The organism is Janthinobacterium sp. GL_088 (assembly GCF_057837845.1).
This window is the reverse complement of the sequence record NZ_CM174453.1, coordinates 4448673-4464122: the sequence shown is the minus strand read 5'-3', so window position 1 is coordinate 4464122 and position 15450 is coordinate 4448673. Positions and strand designations below refer to the sequence as shown.

Annotated in this window: 15 protein-coding genes and 4 tRNA genes; 14 read left to right on the top strand and 5 right to left on the bottom strand. The window is 63.6% G+C overall.

What is annotated here, in order from left to right:
• Window positions 1-113 precede the first annotated feature (113 nt).
• On the bottom strand, window positions 114-2597 hold the full coding sequence (locus AC3IQ7_RS19930; protein ID WP_489207120.1) for a hybrid sensor histidine kinase/response regulator: 2484 nt from the start codon (window positions 2595-2597) through the stop codon (window positions 114-116).
• Between the two features lie 428 nt (window positions 2598-3025).
• Here AC3IQ7_RS19930 and AC3IQ7_RS19925 point away from each other — a divergent pair.
• The 4 genes from AC3IQ7_RS19925 (at window position 3026) to AC3IQ7_RS19910 (ending at window position 3653) form a co-directional block, all read left to right on the top strand.
• Window positions 3026-3102 (top strand) — tRNA-Arg (locus tag AC3IQ7_RS19925).
• An 82-nt stretch (window positions 3103-3184) separates the two neighbouring features.
• Window positions 3185-3261, top strand: a tRNA-Arg gene (locus AC3IQ7_RS19920).
• A gap of 78 nt (window positions 3262-3339) precedes the next feature.
• Window positions 3340-3416 (top strand) — tRNA-Arg (locus tag AC3IQ7_RS19915).
• A gap of 160 nt (window positions 3417-3576) precedes the next feature.
• A tRNA-Arg gene (locus tag AC3IQ7_RS19910) sits at window positions 3577-3653 on the top strand.
• A gap of 55 nt (window positions 3654-3708) precedes the next feature.
• Here AC3IQ7_RS19910 and AC3IQ7_RS19905 read toward each other — a convergent pair.
• A complete protein-coding gene (locus AC3IQ7_RS19905; RefSeq protein WP_489207119.1) occupies window positions 3709-4584 on the bottom strand; it encodes a helix-turn-helix domain-containing protein in 876 nt (291 codons plus the stop codon).
• A 115-nt stretch (window positions 4585-4699) separates the two neighbouring features.
• Here AC3IQ7_RS19905 and AC3IQ7_RS19900 point away from each other — a divergent pair, with 115 nt between their 5' ends.
• Entirely contained in the window at window positions 4700-5659 is a 960-nt protein-coding gene (locus tag AC3IQ7_RS19900) for a phytanoyl-CoA dioxygenase family protein (protein WP_489207118.1), read from the top strand.
• A gap of 82 nt (window positions 5660-5741) precedes the next feature.
• Window positions 5742-6887, top strand: coding sequence for an alpha-hydroxy acid oxidase (locus AC3IQ7_RS19895; RefSeq protein WP_099378689.1), 1146 nt, complete (start codon window positions 5742-5744; stop codon window positions 6885-6887).
• Here the strand turns inward: AC3IQ7_RS19895 and AC3IQ7_RS19890 are convergent.
• From AC3IQ7_RS19890 to AC3IQ7_RS19880, 3 genes are read right to left on the bottom strand one after another with little or no spacing between them, the layout of a single operon-like run.
• The gene (locus AC3IQ7_RS19890; RefSeq protein ID WP_489207117.1) at window positions 6884-7546 is read right to left on the bottom strand and encodes a hypothetical protein; all 663 of its coding nucleotides are present in this window, start codon (window positions 7544-7546) and stop codon (window positions 6884-6886) included. The two genes, AC3IQ7_RS19895 and AC3IQ7_RS19890, sit on opposite strands and share 4 nt — an antisense overlap.
• Before the next feature lie 9 nt (window positions 7547-7555).
• Window positions 7556-8317: a CPBP family intramembrane glutamic endopeptidase gene (locus tag AC3IQ7_RS19885; protein WP_489207116.1), complete on the bottom strand. Its 762-nt coding sequence runs from the start codon at window positions 8315-8317 to the stop codon at window positions 7556-7558.
• An 8-nt stretch (window positions 8318-8325) separates the two neighbouring features.
• Entirely contained in the window at window positions 8326-9906 is a 1581-nt protein-coding gene (locus AC3IQ7_RS19880; RefSeq protein WP_489207115.1) for a GGDEF domain-containing protein, read from the bottom strand.
• A gap of 138 nt (window positions 9907-10044) precedes the next feature.
• On the opposite strand from AC3IQ7_RS19880, the gene AC3IQ7_RS19875 reads away from it, so the two are divergent.
• The 8 genes from AC3IQ7_RS19875 to AC3IQ7_RS19840 all read left to right on the top strand — a co-directional run bounded on the left by AC3IQ7_RS19875 (window position 10045) and on the right by AC3IQ7_RS19840 (window position 15450).
• Complete coding sequence (locus AC3IQ7_RS19875; protein ID WP_176388492.1) at window positions 10045-10608, top strand: GNAT family N-acetyltransferase; 564 nt, start codon at window positions 10045-10047, stop codon at window positions 10606-10608.
• The gene (locus tag AC3IQ7_RS19870) at window positions 10605-10952 is read left to right on the top strand and encodes an SMI1/KNR4 family protein (RefSeq protein WP_176388493.1); all 348 of its coding nucleotides are present in this window, start codon (window positions 10605-10607) and stop codon (window positions 10950-10952) included. Before AC3IQ7_RS19875 ends, AC3IQ7_RS19870 begins: the two co-directional genes overlap by 4 nt.
• Before the next feature lie 15 nt (window positions 10953-10967).
• Window positions 10968-11507 (top strand): GNAT family N-acetyltransferase, encoded by a 540-nt coding sequence (locus AC3IQ7_RS19865; protein WP_489207114.1) that lies wholly within the window; start codon window positions 10968-10970, stop codon window positions 11505-11507.
• Window positions 11504-12217 carry a response regulator transcription factor gene (locus AC3IQ7_RS19860; protein WP_322427732.1) on the top strand — a complete coding sequence of 238 codons (714 nt, stop codon included), beginning with the start codon at window positions 11504-11506 and terminating at the stop codon, window positions 12215-12217. Before AC3IQ7_RS19865 ends, AC3IQ7_RS19860 begins: the two co-directional genes overlap by 4 nt.
• On the top strand, window positions 12210-13433 hold the full coding sequence (locus AC3IQ7_RS19855) for a sensor histidine kinase (RefSeq protein ID WP_489207113.1): 1224 nt from the start codon (window positions 12210-12212) through the stop codon (window positions 13431-13433). Before AC3IQ7_RS19860 ends, AC3IQ7_RS19855 begins: the two co-directional genes overlap by 8 nt.
• Window positions 13434-13505: 72 nt before the next feature.
• Window positions 13506-14387, top strand: a complete 882-nt coding sequence (locus AC3IQ7_RS19850; protein WP_489207112.1) for a CE1 family esterase — start codon at window positions 13506-13508, stop codon at window positions 14385-14387.
• 89 nt (window positions 14388-14476) lie between these two features.
• Window positions 14477-14941: a hypothetical protein gene (locus AC3IQ7_RS19845; protein WP_099378699.1), complete on the top strand. Its 465-nt coding sequence runs from the start codon at window positions 14477-14479 to the stop codon at window positions 14939-14941.
• Window positions 14938-15450: a DUF1993 domain-containing protein gene (locus tag AC3IQ7_RS19840; RefSeq protein ID WP_322427736.1), complete on the top strand. Its 513-nt coding sequence runs from the start codon at window positions 14938-14940 to the stop codon at window positions 15448-15450. Before AC3IQ7_RS19845 ends, AC3IQ7_RS19840 begins: the two co-directional genes overlap by 4 nt.

The following is a 15450-nucleotide window of genomic DNA, read 5'->3' as shown; positions in this document are numbered from 1 at the left end:
TAGCAAACTTCAGCTTAGTTGCTTGTAGGACAGTGCCGCGTCTGAAAGTAGGAAGGCCAACCCATGGAAATAGACATTTTGTACTGCACTATGTATTTCTTTGCATCATCTTTTTAGGGTAGTGGTTTGCGCTCCGGTCCAGGGCGCGCAGCGGCCAGTTGTGCCACGGCCGCCACCAGTTCGGCCGGGTCGAGCGGCTTCGAGACCCAGGCCTGGAAGCCGCTGTCCAGCGCCCGCTGGCGATCCTGCGGTTGTGCAAACGCCGTCAGCGCCAGCGCGGGCAGGCGGGCCACATCAGGGGCGGCGTGTGCGCGCACCTGCGCCAGCAAGTCGAAGCCGTCGGCATCGGGCATGCCGATGTCGCTGACCAGCACATCCGGCTGCACCTGATCCAGCAGTTGCAGCGCTTGCGCCACGCTGCCGGCACCGTGCACTTCGGCGTTGTTGTCGCGCAGGATGCGTTCCGTCAGTTCGCGCGCATCGGCTTCGTCATCGACCAGCAGCACCGTGACGCCGCGCAAGTCATGGCTGGCGGACGGGGCGGTGCCTGCCTGGCGCGCGGCGGCCGGCGTCCCCAGGGGCAGGCGCACGGTAAAGCTGGCGCCCTGCATGTCGCCGGCGCTGCTGACCGTGACCGTGCCGCCATGCTGTTCCACCAGGTGTTTGACGATCGCCAGTCCGAGCCCCAGGCCGCCATGCCGGCGCGTGGTGGAGGCGTCGGCCTGGCGGAAGCGGTCGAACACGTGGGGCAGGAAATCCTTCCGGATGCCGACGCCGTTGTCGGCCACCGTGATGGCCAGGCGGGTCGCCTCGCGGCGCACGCCGATATCGACCCGTCCCCCTTGTGGCGTGAACTTCAGGGCATTCGACAGCAGGTTCCAGATCACTTGCTGGATACGGCTGGGGTCGCCCGTGATGCGGCCCGCATCGCTGGCGATGTTGCAGTGGATGGCGATGTGCTTGGCGTCGGCCGCCGGGCGCAGGGTTTCGATGGCCGAGGCGATGACGCTGGCGGGCGCGAGGGTTTGCAGGTCGAGCAGCACCTTGTCGGAGGTGATGCGGCTCATGTCGAGCAAGTCCTCGATCAGCTGCGCCTGCGCGCGCGCATTGCGTTCGATGCTTTGCAGGCCGCGGTGCAGGTCGGCCTGGTCGCGCGTGCCGCGCCGCAGCACCTGCGCCCAGCCGAGGATGGCCGACAGCGGCGTGCGCAGTTCATGCGACAGGGTGGCAAGAAAATCGTCTTTCAGCTGGTTCGTGCGCTCGGCTTCGGCGCGCGCCTCGCGTTCGCTGTCGAGCAGTACCTTGCGCTCTTCGGCGGCGCGCGTGGCGGCCGCGTACAGGCGCGTATTGTCGAGCGCGACGGCGGCCTGGGCCGCGATGGCCGAAACGATGCGCTCGCTGCGCGCGCTGAACATGCCTGCTTGCGGATGGCCGAGCAGCAAGCGCCCCAGCGGCAAGCCGGCGCGCGAATTGACGGGCAGACTCAGGCAGCTGCGCAGCTGCGGCCCGTCGGCACCTCCGTCTGGCGCCGCCAGCAGGTCATTCTGGCGCGTGGCCGGGCCGAGGCGCAGCTCGGCGGCGATGGCGTCGGCTTGTTGCAGGCTGATGCCGCTCACGGCGCGCGCCGCCGGCAGCGCGTCCGCATCGGGCACGGCCGCATCGTCATGGTAGAAGAAGGCGCCGAAACGCGCGCCGCTGATGCGCGTGGCCGCATCGACGGTTTCCTGCAGCAGCGCCGGCAAGTCCAGGGTGCCGGCCAGGGCCGCGCCCGTATTGTTGAGCAACTCGAGCACGCGCGTTTCATCACGCAAGGCTTCCTGCGCGCGCTTGACCTGGTCGACGTCGGTGCTCGTGCCAAACCAGCGCAGCAGCTGGCCGCCCCGGTCGCGCACGGGATTGGCGCGCGTCAGGAACCAGCGGTACTGGCCGTCGGCGCCGCGGATGGGGAACTCCATTTCAAAGGGCGTGCCGTCGCGCAAGGCGGCCTTCCACGCGTGCAGCATGGGTGGCAAATGCTGCGCGTCATAGGCGATGCTCCAGCCGTCGCCCGCCATCTGCCCGGCGCTGGTGCCCGTGTAGTCGTGCCAGCGCTGGTTGTACCAGGCAATGGTGCCGTCGAAGCTGGCGATCCAGGCCAGTTGCGGGATGGAGTTGGCCAGCGCGCGCAAGTCTTCCTCGCTGTGGCGCAAGCTTTCCTCGGCCGCCTTGCGCTGGCTGATGTCCTGGATGTACGTGGTCAAGCCGTCGCTGGAAGGGAAAATGCGCACTTCCAGCCAGCGCCCCAGCGGCGGATACAGCAGTTCGAAACTGCAGCTGTGCTGCTGCGCCATGGCGCGCCGGTACTGCGCTTCCAGTTCCGTGCCCTGCAAATCGGGACAGGCTTGCCACAGATTGTTGCCTGCCAGGCTGGCGCCAGGCGGACGCTGCGGTACAAGCATGTCGGCGCCGCGCGTATTGATATAGCGGATGGTCCAGTCGCGGTCGAGCAGGCAGAAACCATCGGTGATGCTTTCCAGTAAGTTAGCCAGGCGCTCGTCGGAGAGGCTCAGCGGCGCTGATGGAGGCAGCAGATCTTGCGTGCGGTCAGGCTTGGCCATCGGAAATCCTGCAACAGTGAGTCTGCCGCACGGGCTCTTGCCCCACCGGGCCGCCGCCGCTCAGCTCAGTTAAATGGGTCATGTTGGTCAATGCCCGCCGTGATGAATGAGGGGAGGCACAAGCGCCCCTGTCTGGCTGGTATTGTAGCCCCAAGCGGCGCGGCGCCTCCGCACGCTTGCGCGCCACTTGCAGATAGCACTGGACAGGCTGGAAAGCAGTCCCTATAATCCCGCTTCTTTCGAGACAGCAACTTCTCGATTCGCTGGAGGCTCCTGTGAAAGCAGAAGTGTCCATCGATAAAAAGGCGTGAGCTTTTTAGCAGTGAAAAGGTAGTCGATCATGCGGGGCGGTATTCTGCAAAATCAGCTAAGCGATTGAAAAATCGAACTTTTCAAAGCGAAATGAATACGCTATAATGTTTGCCTGCGCGGCTGTAGCTCAGCTGGATAGAGTACTTGGCTACGAACCAAGGGGTCGTGGGTTCAATTCCTGCCAGCCGCACCAGAATACTGAAAATCAGACTTTGCCTGGTTTTGTCGTACCAAGTTTCACCTCCATGTTGTTGATGGAATGTTGTAGAAGTTTTGCGGCTGTAGCTCAGCTGGATAGAGTACTTGGCTACGAACCAAGGGGTCGTGGGTTCAATTCCTGCCAGCCGCACCAGTATTGCCAAGATGGAGTTCGCTTCGTTTTGATGAAAGTTTCAAGCTTCGCGCCGTCCGGCGAAGTGTGTCAGAGTTTGCGGCTGTAGCTCAGCTGGATAGAGTACTTGGCTACGAACCAAGGGGTCGTGGGTTCAATTCCTGCCAGCCGCACCAGTATCAGCAGTAGTGAAAAAACCCGGAAAGTTCGCTTTCCGGGTTTTTTTTCGTCATCACGGCGGGAAGGCAGGGCCCATGTTGGCAGCCTGGGCAATTGTGAAATATCCGCACGGCGCCCTTTGCCATTCTGCAAAGCCCTGCTATAATCTTGTCTTAGGCGGCTGTAGCTCAGCTGGATAGAGTACTTGGCTACGAACCAAGGGGTCGTGGGTTCAATTCCTGCCAGCCGCACCAGAATATTGGGGGTCAGATTGTAAAATCTGATCCCCTTTTTCGTTTCCGAATGGATTTACGCTGCGCCTGTGGCGCCGCGCCGGTATTGCAGGCGAAACGCGCGCGGCGTGACATGCCTGGCGGCGCGGAACTGGCGGTTGAAATGCGCGAGATTGCGGTAGCCCGCCTCTTGCGCGATGACGGCGATGGCCAGATTGCTCTCGATCAGCTGTTGGCAGGCGCGGCCGATGCGCAGCCGCGCCAGGTACTCGCCCGGCGTGCAATGCGCGTGGCGCTTGAAGCAGCGGTGAAACGCGCCCAGCGAAAGCGCCGCCCGCTGCGCCAGGGTTTCCAGTGCGATCTCTTCCCGGAAATGCGCGTGCATGTAGTCAAACACGATAGCCATGCGCTTTTGCTGCCCATCGGCATGCATCGGCGCCTGCGCTTCCGACGCCAGCGGCTGCGCACTGCCATCGCCCGCCAGGTCCAGCAGCACGTCGAGCAGCAGCGGCAGGCGCTGCGGCACGGGCAGTTCATTGAGTTGCAGCAACCTGGCCGCGCTGCGCGCGCTCGTTGCCGGCGAAAAATGCAGGGCAGGCCCGGCGCGGCGCGCCAGTTGCCGCACGCTGTGCAATTCCGGAAAACAGGCCGCCAGCTGCTCCACCCATTCCAGCGAAAACCACACGACGACGGCCAGCATGGGCTGCGTGCTGTCGATGCGCTCGTTGGCCGACCACGTGTGCGGCAAATTCGGTCCCAGCAGCACCAGGTCGTCCGGTTCGAAGTCGCCCAGATGGTCGCCGATATAGCGTTGCCCCCGCGCATTGACCGTCAGGGTCAGCTCGAATTGCGGGTGGTAGTGCCAGAGGAAGGGAATCGCATCGAGTTCGCGCCACAGCAAGCCCCAGGAGTGGCCCGTCGGAATCGTGACTTGTTCGAATAAAGGCGTCATCGTGACGTTTTGAGGTGGTGGATAGTCAGGATAGTATCAGTTTTGGTTGCTGCGCACGTATTTTACGCGGCACTGCCGAAGCACAATCTGTCTCACACCAACACAGGAGACAGCGATGCAAGAAGACCGATATCAGTACGGCGAAGACCGTCCCGGCAACCCGTCCGTGGCCTACACGGAACAGACCCAGTTGCGCGACATCCAGAAACAGCTGCCCCTGCGCGTGCTGTCCGACAGCGACTTTTTGCACTGGCAAACCTACGGTTACGTCATCGTCAAGGATGCCGTGTCGCCGGAACAGGTGCGCCGCACAACCGATTTCTTGTGGGAATTCCAGGGACTCGACCAGAACGACCCCGCCACCTGGAACCAGGACCAGTTGCGCGACCATGCCATGAAAGAACTCAACGGTTCCGGCATGGTCGAGGCCTATCACAACCAGACCCTGTGGGATAACCGCCAGACTCAACGCGTGTACGATGCCTTTGTCGACATCTGGGACCGTCAGGATTTGTGGGTGACCATCGACCGCGCCAACCTGAACACGCCGAACAATGGCAAGCGCAAGTTTGGCGGCTTCATCCACTGGGATGCCGACACCACGCTCGACCCGCTGCCCGTCAACGTGCAGGGCGTGCTGGCCCTGTCCGACACCTCGCCCGAGAGTGGCGGCTTTCAATGCTATCCGGAATTGTTCAACAACTTGCTGGCGTGGCGCAAGACCGTGCCGCTTGATCGCAACCCGTGGCAGCCGGACCTGGCGACGGTGCCGTACCCGATGGAATTCATCGCCATGAAGAAGGGGGAGTTATTGATCTTCAACAGCCTGCTGGCGCACGGCATCCGTCCGAACACGTCCACCGACCAGGTGCGTTTGGCGCAATACATTTCCTTTACGCCGGCCCAGGAAGACAATCAAACGCTGCGCGACTGGCGCGTGCAAAGCTGGCGCGAGCGCAGCGCACCGCAGGGCTATGCGTTTCCCGGCGACCCCGAGGAAAAGGAAAAGCTGCGCTATCCGCAGGCGCAGTTGAGTGAACTGGGCGAGAAGATCCTCGGCGCGCGCAGTTGGTAAGTGTGGCGGCATTGCCTGCCGGATAGACAATTTCCGGTAAATGCACGATCATGGTTCGACTTGCCATCGACCGAGGAAACGCATGAGTATCATCACCTGCATCGAAGACTTGCGCGTGCTGGCCCAGAAACGGGTGCCGCGCATGTTTTACGACTACGCCGATTCCGGCTCCTGGACGGAATCGACATACCGCGCCAACAACAGCGATTTCGCCAGGATCAAATTCCGCCAGCGCGTGGCCGTCAACTTGGAAAACCGCAGCCTGGCGTCGACCATGGTGGGCCAGCACGTGTCGATGCCGGTGGCCCTGTCGCCCACGGGCTTGACGGGCATGCAGCATGCGGATGGCGAAATCCTCGCGGCCCAGGCGGCCGAGCGCTTCGGCGTGCCGTTCACCCTGTCGACCATGAGCATTTGCTCGATCGAGGACGTGGCGGCGAACACGACGAAACCGTTCTGGTTCCAGCTGTATGTGATGAAAGACCGTGAATTCATCAACCGCCTGATCGACCGCGCCAAGGCGGCCAAGTGCGGCGCGCTGGTATTGACGCTCGACTTGCAGGTGCTGGGCCAGCGCCACAAGGACTTGCGTAACGGCCTGTCGGCGCCGCCGAAACTGACGATTCCAAATATCCTCAACATGGCCACCAAGCCGCGCTGGGTGGCGGGCATGCTGGGCACGAAACGGCGCGGTTTCGGCAACATCGTCGGGCACGCCACGTCCGTGTCGGACATGTCGTCGCTGTCGGCCTGGACGCAGCAGCAGTTCGACCTGAGCCTGTCGTGGGCGGACGTGGAATGGATCAAGCAGCGCTGGGGCGGAAAACTCATCATCAAGGGCATCATGGACCCGGAAGACGCGCGCCTGGCCGTGGAAAGCGGCGCCGACGCACTGATCGTCTCGAACCACGGCGGGCGCCAGCTCGATGGCGCGCAATCGTCGATCGAAGCCTTGCCCGCCATCGTCGACGCCGTCGGCAGCCAGATCGAAGTGCACATGGACGGCGGCATCCGCTCGGGCCAGGACGTGATCAAGGCCGTGGCGCTGGGCGCGAAAGGCGTGTACATCGGCCGCCCGTTTTTATACGGCCTGGGCGCCATGGGCGGGCCGGGCGTCACCAAATGCCTGGACATCATCCGCAATGAACTCGACCTGACGATGGCCTTTTGCGGCTTGCGCGACTTGCAGCAGGTGGATAAAAAGATCCTGCTGCCGGGGACGTTTTAAGCGGAGGCTGGCGCCAGCCTTTCCCACGGCTCGCGGAACGTGGCCGCATCGAGCGGCCGCGCATGCGGGTCGTCCTGCCGGAACAGGCCGCCGATCAGCATATCCTGGATGGCGCCCGTGAAGCCGCCATACGCGGCGCGGCCCCACTGACGTTGGGTGCGGGCGAAGACGACGGCGTCTTGTTGCACGGCCAGTTGCGCCAGGGATAGGCGCAAGGCGGCGGCCGCATCGGGCCCCATGTCCGTGGCGATCGCGCACACCAGGCGCTGGCTGAATTGCAAGGTTTTGCCCGCCCGTCCCAGCAGCGATTCATTGGCCAGGGCGAGGAACAGATCGGGCGCCTGGTCGTCTTTTTCGCAGGTCGTCCACGATGGCGCCCAGGCTTCCAGGCTCATGAAGCGCGCTTCCGTCGTGGCCGCCGTATGCGTCCACTTGGCGTGCGATTTGCCGTCCCAGCCCAGGCGGCCAAAGGGAACCGGCTTGCCCTTGGGATTGTATTGATGGCTGCGTACGCCGGCTTTGCCCCGCGCGCTGGCTTGCGCCATGAGACCATCGAGGCTGGCGGCAAACGGTGTCCACTGCGCCGCACTCCACAGTGGTGTTGCACCGGGCGCGGCCAGCAGCAGGAATACTTCGTAGTCACGTGAAAAAAACGCCATGCAGATTCCTTATGGTTGCAAAAAGGCCGCCCGCTGGCTGGGACGCAGCAGGTAGACGCCGTACAGGCACAAGGGCAGCACGGCCAGCAGGGCGATATATGGCAGGATCGACGCGCCGTCTTCGGCCGGGTTGGGCAAGGTGGCTGTCACCAGCGCGTAGTCCCACAGGCCATGCACGAGCACCATGGGCCAGATGGAGCGGGTGCGCAGGCGGATGGCCGCGTAGCCGACGCCCTGCAAGGTGGCGGCCACGGCTTGCCACAAGGCGCCGCTGACGTCGCCCGTGGCCAGGCCGTTGGCGGTGTGGGCCAGGCCGAACAGCGCCGAGGACATCAGGACGGCTGGCCAGACGGCGTAGCGGTCCAGCATGCCCTGCAGCAAGATAGCGCGGAACATCAGCTCTTCCGAGATGGCCACCAGCGCCGCATTGCCAGCGACGATCAGCAGCACGCGCGGCTGCGGCCAGCCGCCGGCCCAGGCCAGCAGCAGCATCAGCAGCGCATACAGCAGGGGCGGCGAGACGAGCCACACTGTTTTCCATGGCTGCGGCGCGCACAGGCCCGCTTCGCGGGGCCGGCTTGACGCCAGCAGCAGCGCCAGCGCGAACAGGGCGGCCAGCGCCCATGACAGGCCGATACGGCCGGTGACGGCTGTGCCTGGCAAGGCGTAGCCGGCGGCTTCCAGCCAGCGGCCGCCCATGCTCAAGCCCAGCCAGACGGCCAGTGCACTGAGGGTGACCGGCAAGGTGAGGGCGATTCTTTTCCTGGACATGGTCGGCCTCATGCTGCTGGCACGCTGCTGCTGACGCGGTTGCGGCCCGTGTTTTTCGACTGGTACAGCAAGGCGTCGGCTTCGCGTATCAGCTCGTTGCTCTCCGTGCGTCGCTCCTGGCCCGGCTGCAGCGTGGCCGCGCCGAGGCTGACGGTCACGACGCCATTTGCGCTGGCCGCATGGGGAATCTGCAAGGCTTCCACCGCCGAGCGGATGGCTTCCGCAACTTCCAGCGCGCCTGCGGCATTGGTGCCAGGCATGATCACGGCGAACTCTTCGCCGCCGTAGCGGGCCGCCAGGTCTTCGGCCCGGCCGACGCTGCGCGCCACGGCGCCAGCAACGGCCTGCAGGCATGCGTCGCCCGCCACGTGGCCATACTGGTCGTTGAATTTCTTGAAGAAATCCACGTCGAGCATGATCAGCGATACCGCGTGCCCGCTGCGCTGGGCGCGCTTCAGTTCATGCGCCAGGGTCTCGTCGAAACAGCGGCGGTTGGCCAGTCCCGTCAAGCCGTCTTGCGACGCCCGCGCCGCCAGATCCGCGTTCGCGTGCCGCAGTTCCGTCGTGGCCTGGCGCAGGCTGGCTTCGATACGGTCGCGTACGGCAATCTGCCGCATCAGCCTGCGGAACAGGTAGAGCAGCGCCGCCCCCGCCGCCAGCGACGCCAGCACGATTTGCATGCTCAGCCGTTGCCACTCGGCAAAGATGTCTTCCTTCGACAAGCCCGCCGCCACGATGACGGGAAAGCGTTCCAGGTGGCGATAGCTGTACAGCCGCTCGATTTCGTCCACCTTGGCCGTCATCATGGCCGTGCCGACCGGCCCTTTTTCGCGGTAGGCGCGCAAGAGTGCGCCCGATGAAATATCCATGCCGATGACATCGGGCTGGAACGGCCGCCGGTAAATCAACGTGCCGTCGTCGAGGGCAAAGAATGCCGTGCCCGTCTTGCCAAGGCTGAGGCTATCGTAGATGCGTTCGAACGAGGCGAGCCCCAGGGTGACCAGCACCACGCCGGCAAAGGAACCGTCCGCCGATTCCACCCGGCGCGACACGGGCAAGACCCATTGCCCCGTCGATTTGCTGCGCATGGGCGCGCTGATGCGGCTGCCCAGCTGCGCATGCGTCTTGTGATAGATAAAGTAGTCGCGCTCCGCGTTGTTGCCGTCCTGCCTGGTGCCGGACGAGGTGGCGAGCCAATCGCCCTCGCTGTCAAAAATGAAGACGCCGGCAATTTCCACGATATTCCTGGACAGTTGCACCAGATGGGATTCCAGCCGCTCGCCGGTCGCGTCATTATTGCCTTCGTTGCGGACGTGTTCGGCAATATCTTCCAGCATCGCATCGGCGATTTCCAGTTCCATGTACGCTTGCGTCGCCAGGGCGCGCGCCATGTTTTCCGTCGCCGCGCTCGCTTCGCGCAGGCGGACCGCATGCGAAGACCAGACGATCCAGATGGTCATGCCAAGCAGCATGGCACACATGCAGAAGAAGCCGATGCTGGCCCAGACGATCACTGGCCGCTTGTGCTTGCTCAAGACCTCGGGCTGCGCCGTGGCATCGATAACTGGTGCGTCCTTTACTGCGTGCATAGGCGAATCATGAAGTTGTATCAATGATATGGTGAAAAATATTGCCATAGTACATTAAAAGCAGCGCCACAAAATTGCCACATCGTTATAGTTGCATGGAATAATAAGTATCGTTCTTGAACCATCGATTGGAGTTGCATGGCTTATACCAAAACCATCACCACTGAGCGGCTGATCCTGCGCAAGCCGCAAGCATCGGATGAGGCGGCGCAATTCGCCATGCATTCCGATCCCGAAGTGATGCGCTATTTCAGCGAACCGCCCTGGGAGGATGCCAGCCGCGCCGCGCGCCAGATTGCCGAGGATATCGCCGCTTTCGAGAAAGAGGAATTCTTCCGCTTCGCCGTCGAGCTGAAGGCGACGGGCGAATACCTGGGCAGCTGCAGCCTGTTTTCCGAGCACCGCCAGAACCGCCGGGCCGAGATCGGCTACGCGCTGGGCCGTCCGTACTGGGGCAAGGGCTATATGCACGAAGCGCTGTCGGCACTGCTGGAATACGCGTTCATCGAGCGCGACCTAAACCGCCTGGAAGCCGATATCGACCCGCTCAACGCCGGTTCGGCCAGCGCGCTCGAACGCCAGGGTTTCAACAAGGAAGGTTTTCTGCCAGAGCGCTGGATCGTCGGCGGCCACGTCAGCGACTCGGCCCTGTACGGCTTGCTGCGGCGTACGTGGGAAGCACGGCGCAAGGGCGCTGCGTGAGCCAGCAGGAAGTCGAAGCGTTCGAGCGCTGGCTGGGCCACGCCTTGCCGGCGCACTACCTGCGCTTTCTCCAGGACGGGCAAGCAGGCATGCGCGGTGAGCAGGTAGTGCTGTACGGCGTGGAAAGCTTGCGGGAACGCAATGAAACGTATGAGACGCAGCAATTTTGCCCCGGCTACATGACCATCGGCGATGACAGCGGCGGCCGTGCCGTCATGCTGGCGTTTGATGGCGCTGAGCGCGCTGTCTACCTGGTGGGGCATGGCTCGATGCAGCGCGACGATTTCGAGCTGGCCGCCGATGATTTCGCCACCTGGCTGGCCGCCGATTGCCCGCTCGCCTGAGGAAGATGCAAAGCAATGAACGTTGTTGATTTACCCGCTTCTGACCATCCACTGGTGACCTTGCGCCACCTGGAGCGTAGCGACGCGCCCGCCTGGTATGCCTACCTGGCCGACCCTGCTGTCGTGGAACACACGAGCTGGAACTTGCGTTGCGTCGACGACCTGCAGGCCAATTTCGATGACTATGCGTCGTCTCAGCCATCGTCGTCCATTCGCCTGGCCGTCGTGCTGCGCGAGGGCGGCCAACTGGTGGGCACGATCGGTTTCAATGCGATTTCCCCGCAGCATCGCACGGCGGAAATCGCCTACGACCTGGCGCCCGCCGTCTGGGGGCAGGGCGTGGCCACGTCCCTTGCCGCGTCGGTCGTGGACTGGGGTTTCCTGCGCCTGGGCTTCCTGCGCATCCAGGCGACCGTGCTGGAAAGCAATGAACGTTCGATGCGCGTGCTGGAACGCTGCGCTTTCGAGCGGGAAGGCTATCTGCGCTGCTATCGGCAAATTCGCGGAAAATCCGGCAATTTCTGGCTATACGCACGCATCGCCGGCGTGTCATGAGCAAGCTTGCCTTGAGCATCCTGCTGGTGGAAGACCACCTGGCCATCGCGCGCCAGGTGCTCGACTTCCTCGACGGCCTGGGCTGGCAGACGGACCATGCGGGCACGGGCGCGCTGGCAGTGCAGCTGGCCACGCGCAACAGCTATGACGTGGTGCTGCTGGACCTGAACCTGCCTGACATGGATGGCTTGCAAGTGTGCCGCGCCATCAAGGCGGCTGCGCCCAGCAATGTGCCGATTTTGATGCTGACGGCGCGCGATGCGTATGAAGACAAGGCACGCGGTTTTCGCGACGGCGCCGACGACTATTTGACCAAGCCGTTCGACCTGCGCGAAGTGGCCTTGCGCTGCGAAGCGCTGGCGCGCCGGCAGCAGTTGCACGTGCACCAGGAAATGCGCGTGGGTCCCTTTACCTTGCAGACGCGCGAAGGGCGCGCGCTGGTCGGCGACGTGCCGCTGCAACTGACGCAGACGGGTTTTAAAATCTTGCTGCTGCTGTGCCGCGAGCATCCGCACGCCGTCTCGCGCTCGGCCTTGCTGCAACAGTTATGGGGCAGCCAGCCGCCCGACAGCGACGCCCTGAAATCGCATATCTACACGCTGCGCAAGCAACTGGAGTTGGTTGGCGGGGCTGGCGCGGCGGGTGTGCTGGTGACCATACCGCAGCTGGGCTACCGTCTTGTCTTCGATGCGGCGGCCAGCGATGGTTAAGTCGATCCGGCAGCGTCTGTTCGCCGCCCTGGCCGGCTTCGCTGTATTGCTGTGCCTGTGCTACACGGGCCTGGCGCTGGTGATCGCCTACGTGACGGAAGACATGCTGGTGCAGCGCCTGCTCGAGCGCGAAGCGGCGGCCGTCGGCATGCGCTGGCAGCAGCACGGCAAGCTTACGCCGTCTGGCAGCGACCTCATCACGGTTTATGGCAGCTACCTTGACTTGCCTCAAACGGTGCGAGACCACGTGCCACCGTCGGCCCCGCGCGGCGAAGTGTTTACCACGACGGGCCAGCATTATCATGTGCTGGCGCTGGACCTCATTGCCGCTGGCCAGCCCCGGCGCAGCTATCTGCTGGCCGACGTGGCGCCCGTGCTGGTCGTCTCGCGCCTGACGCGGGAAGTGGGCAGTGTCGTCGCTGGCGTGGCCTTGGCGCTGATCGCCCTGGCCTTGCTGCTCGCGTACTGGCTGGCACGGCGCCTCGTGCTGCCCTTGCAGCGCCTGGCGCAGGAAGCGCGCCAGCTGGCACCCGGCAACGCCGTGCATTTCAGCGAGCGTGACCGACCAGACGAAATCGGTTTCCTGGCGCGCCGCCTGGAAACCACCTTTGCCGAACTGCAGGCGGTGTTGCAGCGCGAACAGGCATTCACCCGCGACGTCAGCCATGAATTGCGCACGCCGCTGACCTTGATGCACAACACCCTGGCACTGGCCCATGCGCAGCCCCTGGGCGGGCGCGAACAGGCCCAGCTGCGGCAATCCACGGACGAAATGCGCGCCACCATCGACGTGCTGTTCGCGCTGGCACGGGCCGAGCAACTGCCCGGCGAAATGGTGGAATTGCGCGGCTGCATCGAGCAATGCCTGTTGCGCCTGCTCGACGACCATCCCTGGGATGCCAGCCTGCTGAGCCTGGACTTGCCCGAGCGGCTGGACGTGGCCGGTAACCCGCAACTGGTCATGTTGCTCATCAATAATTGCCTGGCGAATGCGCTGTTCCATGGCGGTCCAGATTGCCGCATCAGCATTGCGTTTGCGCAAGGTTGCCTGAGCATCGACAATACCGTGCCGCCGGGACAGCCTCGGCGCGTCCACGGCTTCGCGCATGGCCAGAACCTGCTGCTGCGCCTGGCACAAGCCATGTGCTGGGACATCGTTTTCCACCCCGGCGTGACGCGCTACCGTGTCGCCATCGTTCCTGCTCCGGCGCCATAAAGTCAGCGGATTTCACCGCGATTTCACCTGCCCCTGCTTATGCTGGCTGCTCTTTTACTTGAAGGGAAGCCCATGAAAATCGTCATCAGCCTGTTGCTCCTGTCCTGCCTGTCCGCGCCCGTGCTGGCCCAGGTGCAATCGTTGCAGCACAAGGAAGACAAGCGCCGCTACATCGTCTACACGCCGCCGTCTTACCAAAGCCAGCCGCAGCAAGCCTTTCCCGTCGTCTTCAATTTCCATGGCGGCGGCATGAGCATGGCGGAACAAATGCTGTACACGCAGATGAACAAGACGGCCGAGCGGCACCAGTTCATCGTTGTGTATCCGCAAGGCATCAAGCAAGACTGGAACGTGGGCTTCGGCATGGATTACCTGGCGGGCACGGACGACGTCGGTTTTACGCAAGCGATATTGAGTAAACTCAAGCAGGATTACCGCATCGATGACAAGCGCGTGTATGCGACGGGCTTGTCGCGCGGCGGCTTCTTTGCCCTGCGCCTGGCGGCCGAGCTGCCGCAGCAGTTCGCCGCCGTCGCCTCGGTGGGCGCGCCCATGCCGGAACCCGTGGTGCAGCATCACCAGAAAACGGACAAGGTCGGCATGCTGTTAATACAGGGCACGGCCGACAAGGTCGTGCTGTTTGAGGGCAAGGCCGCCAGCTACCTGTCGGCCGAAGGTACCTTCGATTACTGGCGCAAGCACAACGGCATCGAAGGCGCCACGCCGCAGCCGCGCCTGATGCCTGGTCCTGCTGGCGACACTACGCAAGTGAACTGGCTGGAGCAGGGGAGTGGTGCTGGCAGCGCCAGCGTGGCCTTGCTCAGCGTCAAGGACGGCGGCCACACGTGGCCGGGCGCCGATGCCTTCAATATCGGCCTGCCCATCGGCAAGACCACGCGCGCCATCGATGCGAATGAGGTGATGTGGGCGTTTTTCAGCCGCCATCGCCGTTGACGCCATGCTAGGATGGCGGCGCATGGCGTAACCATCAGGCAACAGGAAAGGCAGGCACAGTGGGATTATCAACAGCAGGTATCGCGGCCATGGCCGAGGCAATCTTCGCCAAGCCCGGCGCGGCCGTGGCAGAAGTGTATTCGGAGGCGGAACGGGAAACGCTGCATTTCCACTCGCCTGCCGAGCTGTGCGCGTATGCGGCCAGGCTGGAAGCGGAAGGGGCTAGCGACGTGCTCCTGGCCGTGCATTACCCGGACATGGCCGGGCACTTTGCCCCGCGCCGTATCGCCCTCGACCCGGCCCAGTGCGGTGGGCTCACGTATCGTTACGTCTGCGAAGGCTGGGGCGTCATCCGCGTGTACCTGCGTTTGTCCAGCGGCAAGGGGCTGGACTCGCATGTGAGCGTCAATTCGCAGAAGCGCGCGGAAAAATGGCAGCGCCATTACCCGGAATTCGGCCCGACCGACGCCTGGGATTGGGCCGCCGTGGGCCGCCATGAACGCCGGCTGATCCGTGTGCTGAAGAAGGTTGCCGCACAGGAGGGTTTGTCATGACGGACGCAATGCACATCAACCCCGCCGCCATCTTTTGCCGTTCCCTGGCGCAGCTTTCCGCCATGCTCGACAAGACGGGCACGGCGCCGCAACTGTTGGCAGCGCGTTTGCATCCGGACATGCTGCCATTCGCCCAGCAAGTGCGCGCGGCCGTGAGCTTTTCCCTGCGCGGCTGCTGCCCGCTGGCGGGGCTGGACGTGGCCGATTTCAGCGCTGCCGCCAGCTTGCAGGAGCAGATCGCGCACACCATGCGCTACCTCAAGGACATTCCCGTGGAGCGTTTTGACGGGCCGCCCGGGCGCATCTGCCGCGACCGGGCCGGTTTTGCCGACATTGCGCTGCCGGCCGATGAATACTTGAATTTGTATATTTTGCCGAATTTCTATTTTCACTTCAGCATGGCGTATGCGATTGCCCGCAGCCAAGGTGCCGCCATCGGCAAGGGCGATTTCGACGGCTATCACGCTTATGCGCCGGGATTTAGCTTTGAGCGGTCTGCCGCGCCGTAG